Genomic DNA, 7557 nt, shown 5'->3' with positions numbered 1-7557 from the left:
ACGTCAGTTGCATGGATGCCTCCTCATTCCGAACAAATAGTGTCTCGCATTTGTGGTGCGTTGTTCAGAGGTTCCTTAGTCACCTTGAAGCGTGCCCCATGCGCGCACCTTCTTCCACGCCTTGATGCAACAAGTGCTTGATCTCGCAGGAAGAAATGTGGGGAAACCTCAGCACCCGGTTACAATGGATGCTCCTTTCGACCCTGCATGATGAGATGTCGCCTGACGCCTTGCACGCCATGATCCGTAGCCTCTTGCCGCATTGGAATCCGCAGTGGTTGGCGATTGCGGTACCGACGGTCAAGATCGTGCTGATTCTGGCTGTTGCCGCGTTGGCACGGCTGCTGCTACGGCAACTGCTGCGGCGTTTGTGCGCGCGTTACAGCGTGCCCGCCGAAATGATGATCGGCATCCGCCGTGTAGGGAGCTTCGTCATTTCGGTCAGTGCCTTATTGATGGCGCTCCGGGTCATCGACGTCAGGGCAGATACTCTGTGGACTGCTCTTACGGGGTTTGCAGCCGTCGGCGCAGTCGCGTTTTTCGCCGCATGGAGTGTGCTGTCCAATATTTTCTGCACGTTCCTGATCATCACCACGCGTCCGTTTCGGTTGCACGATCACATCGAGCTACTTGAAGGCGGCGACAAGCCGGGCTTGAAGGGGCGCGTGATCGATATCAACGTGATCTACACCACGCTGGAAGAAACCGGCGACCGTCCCGGCAGCGTCTTGCAGGTACCCAATAGCCTGTTTTTCCAGCGCACCACGCGTCGCTGGCGCGAGACCAGCGGCTTCAACGCCCACTAGACGCAGGCGCCAAGTCGCTGTTTGCAGCGGCCAGCTCGCCGCTGGTAAACGCCAATCACGACAACGCAAGCAAGCCGTGGGCCCTGCGGATACAGCGGGCGATATTGCCGCGCCCGCTTGTGACGGCGCGCCGCGTTGACGGGGAAAGGAGCCGCACTGCTTGCAGCGTTGGGAAATAAACATCACCCACTCAGCGCAGCTGACTATCTTTGCTCCCACGACGGTTGTAGCCGCCTTGCGCCGCCTGCTCCAGATCGTTTGCTTCCTGGCAGTTCACGCACAGGTGCACGCCGGGCACCGCCTTGCGGCGCCCCTCGGGAATCGGTGCCTCGCAGTCTTCGCAGTGCGTCGAACTCGGGCCCTGATGCAGCTGGCTGCGCGCACGCTTGATCGCATCGTCGACTGTGGCATCGATCTGGTCCTGTACCGCTCCATCACTCGCCCATCCGGTCGCCATGATCGCTACACCTCATTGGTCAGGACACCTATGTGTTCATTCGCGCAGGCAAATCCAAGCCGCGCGTGCACAGCATGCTCAAGCTGGGTGATCTAGCATTCAAATCAACGCCATCTGCCGACATGCGCGGCAAGTAGCCAGGCACTCAGTCATCCGCACCCTCAAGGAATTGCCATGGAACAGCCGGTCCACCCGTTTTCCGAACTATTCGCCCAGCTGGGACTGCCTTCCGACGAAGCCAGCATTCGCAACTTCATTGCCGAGCACTCGCCGCTGCCGGGCGATATGCGCCTGGAAGAGGCGCCGTTCTGGACGCCTGCGCAATCCCAGCTATTGCGTGAAGAACGCCGCGACGATGCCGACTGGATCGGCACCATCGATCAGCTCAATATCGCTCTCCATACGACGGCAGACAACACCGGCGTTTGAGCAACTGCGCCTGCATGTGCGAGCCACGCTTGAGATCGCCTGCCACCGACATATGTGCCGGCTGATTTGCAGAACAAAAAAGAGCGGCCATTGGCCGCTCTTTTTGATACTGGGTAATGCAGCCAGGCAGCGAAGCGCGTGCCCGGCGGCGCGCCCTGCGTCAGATCACCTTCTTGGCAATCGTCATACCCAGCACGAAGAGCACGATGGCAATGATAATGCCCGCCCAGAACAGGAACTTGGCGATACCCATCGCAGCGCCTGCCATGCCGCCGAAGCCCAGCGCACCGGCAATCAAGCCGATAATTGCGAAAATGATGGCCCACTTGATCATGATGTTAGCTCCTCATCGGCACCGTGCCGTTGTTCGATCGTGTGCTTGCGGCGCAGTGCCGCACAACATGCACCGCACGCTACCGATTCGAATGTGCCGCATTCGTGAATACGCTTGACACACGCTGCACTATGTCGGTGACGTTCAGAGGACGCTCGCCGCTGAGATGTGGCGCACATGCGTCGTGTAAATTTCATCACATCTGTACACCATGCCGCGCAGCACACACCGAAGCGGCCACCTCATTTCGCGCGGCATTTTTTGGTCAATGCTCACCTCTACACCCGATCGCAGCAGATGCCCGCTCCTGCCAAGCATTAATACTCGACGAGCATGCTCTGCCCGTTCGTAGTCACTGACTTGCATCGGTGAATTCGCCAGTAGCTGCCGCATCGGCGATCATGCGTGCTTCGCCGCGATCGATCGCCATGGATACTCTTCGCTACCTCACCGGCTATCCGCCTGCCGTCCTGGATCAGGTACGCGAGCTGATCGCACACGACAAACTCGCCACCGTGCTGGCGCGGCGCTATCCGGACCGGCACGCGATTCGCACCGGTCGCCATCTCTATGAGTACGTCAAGGCGATGAAGGAGCGCTACATGCGTTCATCGCCCACCTTGCACAAGGCGATGTACGACAACCATCTGCAGGTGGTGAAGCATGCCCTGGGCACGCATACGGCAATTTCGCGCGTGCACGGTGGCCGCTTGAAGGCCAGCCGCGAGATCCGCATCGCCTCTGTGTTTCGCGATGCGCCGGAACCGTTCTTGCAGATGATCGTGGCGCACGAACTGGCGCATCTGAAGGAAGCCGATCACAACAAGGCCTTCTACCAGCTCTGCAACCACATGACCCCGGACTATCACCAGCTGGAGTTCGACCTGCGCCTGTACCTGACGCAGTTGGCCCTGTGTGCCGGTAGCTGATCGCGCAGTGCACGTGCAGGGCTTAGGATGCGCGCATGCAGCCCTCCTCGTTTACAGACGTCAACCCGCCTTCTAACGCGAGCACCCTCCGGCTTAGAGCGGCTAACAAAACGACTGCGCTCACCGCAAGGCGGGCGCGGCGGGTGCTCGGAATCGGCATGGACCACGCGTCCACTGCGGTTGTGAGCGCACCGTCCGCGCCCACCTGACCGCTGCTCGCGACGTGTTGTCAGCCGTTCTTGGAAGTCACAGCAGGCAGCAAATGGTGGTGAACACTGTGGTTCCGGCAGCAGCGCCACCGAGATTGGTGAACAAATTCATACACCCCCCCCTGCCGACGTGGTTTAAAATGTTGCAGCGCGACGTGATCGGACAGGATCTGTAAACGTCGCGTTTTTTGTTTCCCACTGCACGGGTGCAGACCCGGCTTCAGGGAAGGCACATCACGCAGCCCCGCGGAGCCTTCGATGCTTTTCGAAACCCTCGACACCACCGGCCACGAGCAGGTGATTTTCTGTCACAACCGCGACGCTGGACTCAAGGCGATCATCGCCTTGCACAGTACGCGCCTTGGGCCAGCGTTGGGCGGCGTGCGCATGCGCCCCTATCCCAATAGCGAGGCGGCGCTCAGCGATGCGCTGCGGCTGAGCCGCACCATGACCTACAAGAACGCCCTGGCCGGCCTGAACGTCGGCGGCGGGAAGGCGGTGATCATCGGCGACCCCAGGACCGACAAGACCGAAGTGCTGTTCCGCGCCTTCGGCCGGTTTGTCGACACCCTGGGCGGGCGCTACATCACCTCCGAGGATGTCGGCACCGACGTCAACGACATGGAACAGATCTACCTGGAAAGCGAATACGTCACCGGCGTGCACCAGGTGCACCGCGGCTCCGGCGACCCCGCCCCGTTCACTGCCTACGGTGCGCTGCAGGCGCTGATGGCCTCGCTCAATCGCAAACTCGGCCACGAAGAAGTCGGCAAGGCCAGCATCGCGATCCAGGGACTGGGCCACATCGGCATGGAGCTGGTGAAGCTGCTCAAGGAGCGCGGCGCAAAACTCTATGTGGCCGATCTGAATCAGGCGCTGGTGGACCACGCGGTGGCCGAGTACGGCGCAGAAGCGGTGCGCCCGGATGAGATCCATCAGGTATCAGCCGACGTGTTTGCCCCTTGCGCACTGGAAGGCGCGATCAACGAAGACACGCTGCCGCAGCTCAAGGCCAAGATCGTTTGCGGCACGGCCAACAACCAGCTGGCCAGCGCCGCCATCGGCGAAGAGCTGCACCGACGCGGTATTCTGCATGCGCCCGATTACGTGGTGAATGCGGGCGGTGCGATGAATGTGTCGCTGGAGATCGACGGCTATAACCGCGAACGTGCGATGCGGCTGATCCGCAGCATTTATCACAATCTGGAAAAGGTCTTCGATCTATCCAGACAGTTGGACGTTTCGCCGCAGCGGGCGGCCGATCAGATTGCCGAAGCGCGCATCGAGGCCATCAGCAAGCTCAAACTGCCGCTGGGCCGCACCGCACCGCGCTTTCTGCACAAGCTGCGCGGCGAGTGAAGCCCTGTCCAGGCAGCTGCCTGGACAGGGAATACATGGGTCAGACGGATGAAGCGCCGATCAGAAATCGGCGCTATAACGCAGGCTCAACGCGCGATCGTCGCCGCGCTCGCCCACTCGCTGGTCGTAACCGAAACGCAGCTGGCTCTGCTGACCCAACGGCGCTGCTGCAGTGATCCCGAATAGACCACCCGAGCGTGCCGGCTGCATGCCACGCAACGGCGCCCACGCATCCACACCGACGAAGCTGGCATCCAGCATCAGGCCGTCGCTGCTCAGCGCTTGCTGCCATTCGGCGTAACCGCCCAACTGGATACCGCGCCAGCGATACGCCGAGCGCACACCGGCAAGCGCCTGCGTGCGCGAGGACGTACTCGCGTTGGCACGCAAGCCGAAACCATCGCCGCCGCTTTCGCGGAAGCCATCGCTGCGCAAACGCACGTAATCCAGACCCATATACGGGGTCAGGCTTGCCTGCGCACCGCCCCAGCGGTACCCGGTTTCCAGATTGCTGCTGAGATAACTGCCGCTGTAGTCGCTGAAGGCACTACTGCGGTCTTCGCCCAGTTGCAGGCTGCGTTCGATCTGCCGATTGACGTTGCCAAAACCCATCTGGCCCAGCGTGTACGCAGCACCCAGCATCGTGCCCCAGTACAACTGCGCCTGCACCTGACGATCGCGCCCGCGTGCACCGTCCAGATCGCCCAGGCTGCTGGAGCGCGTTTCGCCGAATGCAAAACCAGTGACCGCGCCAGACGCCAGACGTAGATCGTTGCCCATCATCCAGCCGGACGTGGCAAAGCCCGAGGTGGTCGCCCCGCCCTCGCCCGGCCCGCCAAGTGCGCGCTGCCAGCTGCCCAACAAGCGCGGCTGTTGCGACAGGCCATCGAAATGCGATGCCAATGCGCGGCGGCCCAAATCGATGGTGTCGAACGTCATCGCGGCGGATGCTGCGTGCGCACGACCAGACAGACTGCGTAGCGAGTCTGCAGCGGCCTTGGCGGTTGGCGATTGCTGCAATGCCGCTGCAGCGCGAATGAAGTCGCCGCCGAGTGCACCATTGCCCTGGAACTGCTGCGCATCCACCTTCTGGAACGCTTGCTCGACGCGCATGGCCGAATCCATCGACGCGGTACCTATCGCGCCAAGCGATGCGGCGACCGCAGTGACATCCATGCGCTGCAGCGAGATATACGCGGTATTGGCGTCGTAGCTGCGCGTCGCGGTCAGGAAGGTCACGGCCGGCCCGCTGCTCAGCGTATCGAACGTGCCTTGCAAGCCACTGGTGGCTTGCAGCACCGGATAGGTTGTGTTGTTGACGACGTAATCGCGCCGGCCGAGCAGTTGCAGGTCGCCTGCGATGGTCGCCGTGCCCGCAACATTCAAACGATCACCCACGTTTACTGCCAGGCGCCCGTTGCTGGCCTGGGTGTAATTGCCGGTAATGGACGCGGTCGCGCCATTGACCTGCAACGTGCCGGCGTTATCAACCTGCCCACCGATCCTGCCCGCGCCGACCAGGCTGGCACCGTTGGCGATACTCACGCGCGCGCTCTGCAAACTGGCGGTCTGCAAGGTGCCAGCGAGTACCTGGGTATCGCCGGCGAAGGTATTGGCCGTGCTGCTCAATACCAACGTGCCGGTACCGCGCTTGGTCAGGCCACCGGTGCCACTGATGTCGTTTGCCCAGGTCGAACGCAAGGTCGTGACGTTGACATCCACCGTGCCCCAATCGAAGCGTGCCGGCCCGAGCACTGCCTTGCCGACATTGAGCAATCCATAGCCGAACACCGGGTCCACGCCCGCAGCCCCCAGATCGGTGGCGGTTCCCAGCAAGGTCTGCCGCACCAGATCGTTGTTGAAATACGGAAATGCCTGCCACACCAACGCAGCCGCACCGGAGACCAGCGGTGCTGCAAACGAGGTGCCGCTTCCGTAGAAATAGCGGATGTTGCCGGCGGTGGCGTCGGGATCGATGAACAGCGAGGTCCCTGGCGCAACCAGGCAATAGCGCATCGCCACACCACAGGCATTGGAGTACGACGCCAGCTGCGTCGGATTGGCGGTATCCACCGCGCCAACCACCAACCAGCCACGCTCCAGATCGGCCGCCGGCAGCGTGCCATTGGGGCCAGGCTGACTGGGCAGCGCCGCAGTATCCGACGGCTGCGAGCGCGACTCATTGCCCGACGCGAACACCACCAGCCCATTATTGCTGAGGATGAAAGGGCGATATTCCTGCGCGATCTGATTGGTCACCGTCGGGTCGTTCCAATACAGGCCGCCCCACGAGTTGTTCATGATGCGCACGCCTGCACTGATCAGATCGGCATGCACCGGCCCCAGACCAAGTGGGCCATCGATCTCGTTGCCATTGCCGCTACCGTCATCCACCGGTGCGCGGTCGCTGATGATGCGTGCAGATAGCAGACCGGCACCGGGCGCGATACCGCCGGGCCACTGACCGACCGCACGTCCGGCTGCCAGCTCGGCCACCACGGTGCCGTGCCCGACCACATCGCCTACCGCGGTGTTGTTGGTACGCGGATCCACATAGATGAAGCTGTCGCTCACGCGCCCCTGCAACGCCGGATGATTGGCATTGATGCCGGTATCGATGACACCGATGCGATACCCGGCACCGGTAAAGCCGAGCGCTTGCGCTGCACGCGCGTTGGTCAATACGAGGTGCGCATCGATCGCCGGCTCTGGCGTCGTGGGTGTCACCGGCGGCGGCGGCGACGTCGGCGGAGGCGGGGGTGGCGAGGTCGGCGGCGGTGCGGCCGGCGTGCTTTGACGGGCAATGCCCCCACCGCCGCCGCCGCACGCGGTCAACGCAACAGCCAGCGCCGAGGCCAGTACAGTCCTGGCGACGTCTTTCTTCTTCATTGGTGTTCTCCCTGAACCCGTTCCATGGATGGGGCCCGATCGGCCCTGAATAACGCTTTGCTTACTGTAATCGGAAAGCGCGCGCGCGGGGCGCGTGTGCTGGCGCGGCGCGGCCGTGAGGCAGATAATCGTTTCACGTTAAACG

The 7557-nt window shown here is 62.3% G+C and carries 7 protein-coding genes and 1 other RNA gene; 5 read left to right on the top strand and 3 right to left on the bottom strand.

What is annotated here, in order from left to right; genetic code table 11:
* The first annotated feature begins 239 nt into the window (after nucleotides 1-239).
* The gene (locus WJW29_RS06025; protein WP_041182418.1) at nucleotides 240-806 is read left to right on the top strand and encodes a mechanosensitive ion channel family protein; all 567 of its coding nucleotides are present in this window, start codon (nucleotides 240-242) and stop codon (nucleotides 804-806) included.
* A gap of 190 nt (nucleotides 807-996) precedes the next feature.
* Here WJW29_RS06025 and WJW29_RS06020 read toward each other — a convergent pair whose 3' ends face one another.
* Nucleotides 997-1263 (bottom strand): DksA/TraR family C4-type zinc finger protein, encoded by a 267-nt coding sequence (locus tag WJW29_RS06020; RefSeq protein ID WP_011258631.1) that lies wholly within the window; start codon nucleotides 1261-1263, stop codon nucleotides 997-999.
* A gap of 174 nt (nucleotides 1264-1437) precedes the next feature.
* On the opposite strand from WJW29_RS06020, the gene WJW29_RS06015 reads away from it, so the two are divergent.
* On the top strand, nucleotides 1438-1692 hold the full coding sequence (locus tag WJW29_RS06015) for a DUF2789 domain-containing protein (protein ID WP_011258630.1): 255 nt from the start codon (nucleotides 1438-1440) through the stop codon (nucleotides 1690-1692).
* 160 nt (nucleotides 1693-1852) lie between these two features.
* Here WJW29_RS06015 and WJW29_RS06010 read toward each other — a convergent pair whose 3' ends face one another.
* Nucleotides 1853-2026, bottom strand: coding sequence for a DUF1328 domain-containing protein (locus WJW29_RS06010; RefSeq protein WP_011258629.1), 174 nt, complete (start codon nucleotides 2024-2026; stop codon nucleotides 1853-1855).
* Nucleotides 2027-2427: 401 nt separating this feature from the next.
* Here WJW29_RS06010 and WJW29_RS06005 point away from each other — a divergent pair, with 401 nt between their 5' ends.
* The 3 genes from WJW29_RS06005 to WJW29_RS05995 all read left to right on the top strand — a co-directional run bounded on the left by WJW29_RS06005 (nucleotide 2428) and on the right by WJW29_RS05995 (nucleotide 4523).
* The gene (locus WJW29_RS06005; RefSeq protein ID WP_041182081.1) at nucleotides 2428-2955 is read left to right on the top strand and encodes a YgjP-like metallopeptidase domain-containing protein; all 528 of its coding nucleotides are present in this window, start codon (nucleotides 2428-2430) and stop codon (nucleotides 2953-2955) included.
* Between the two features lie 158 nt (nucleotides 2956-3113).
* A non-coding RNA gene (locus WJW29_RS06000) (sX9 sRNA) lies at nucleotides 3114-3190 on the top strand.
* Nucleotides 3191-3422: 232 nt separating this feature from the next.
* The gene (locus tag WJW29_RS05995; protein ID WP_011258627.1) at nucleotides 3423-4523 is read left to right on the top strand and encodes a Glu/Leu/Phe/Val dehydrogenase dimerization domain-containing protein; all 1101 of its coding nucleotides are present in this window, start codon (nucleotides 3423-3425) and stop codon (nucleotides 4521-4523) included.
* Nucleotides 4524-4583: 60 nt separating this feature from the next.
* Here the strand turns inward: WJW29_RS05995 and WJW29_RS05990 are convergent, their stop codons facing one another.
* A complete protein-coding gene (locus tag WJW29_RS05990; protein ID WP_011258626.1) occupies nucleotides 4584-7412 on the bottom strand; it encodes an autotransporter serine protease in 2829 nt (942 codons plus the stop codon).
* Nucleotides 7413-7557: the final 145 nt, after the last annotated feature.

The sequence above is a fragment of the Xanthomonas sp. JL1 genome (assembly GCF_038405005.1).
This window is presented reverse-complemented; position numbering and strand designations above follow the sequence as displayed.

Bases quoted from the DNA above. Each gene is read 5' to 3' on its own strand.
- WJW29_RS06020 (WP_011258631.1), bottom strand. From the start codon at position 1,263: ATGGCGACCGGATGGGCGAGTGATGGAGCGGTACAGGACCAGATCGAT.
- WJW29_RS06015 (WP_011258630.1), top strand. From the start codon at position 1,438: ATGGAACAGCCGGTCCACCCGTTTTCCGAACTATTCGCCCAGCTGGGA.
- WJW29_RS06010 (WP_011258629.1), bottom strand. From the start codon at position 2,026: ATGATCAAGTGGGCCATCATTTTCGCAATTATCGGCTTGATTGCCGGT.
- WJW29_RS05995 (WP_011258627.1), top strand. From the start codon at position 3,423: ATGCTTTTCGAAACCCTCGACACCACCGGCCACGAGCAGGTGATTTTC.
- WJW29_RS05990 (WP_011258626.1), bottom strand. From the start codon at position 7,412: ATGAAGAAGAAAGACGTCGCCAGGACTGTACTGGCCTCGGCGCTGGCT.
- WJW29_RS06025 (WP_041182418.1), top strand. From the start codon at position 240: ATGATCCGTAGCCTCTTGCCGCATTGGAATCCGCAGTGGTTGGCGATT.
- WJW29_RS06005 (WP_041182081.1), top strand. From the start codon at position 2,428: ATGCGTGCTTCGCCGCGATCGATCGCCATGGATACTCTTCGCTACCTC.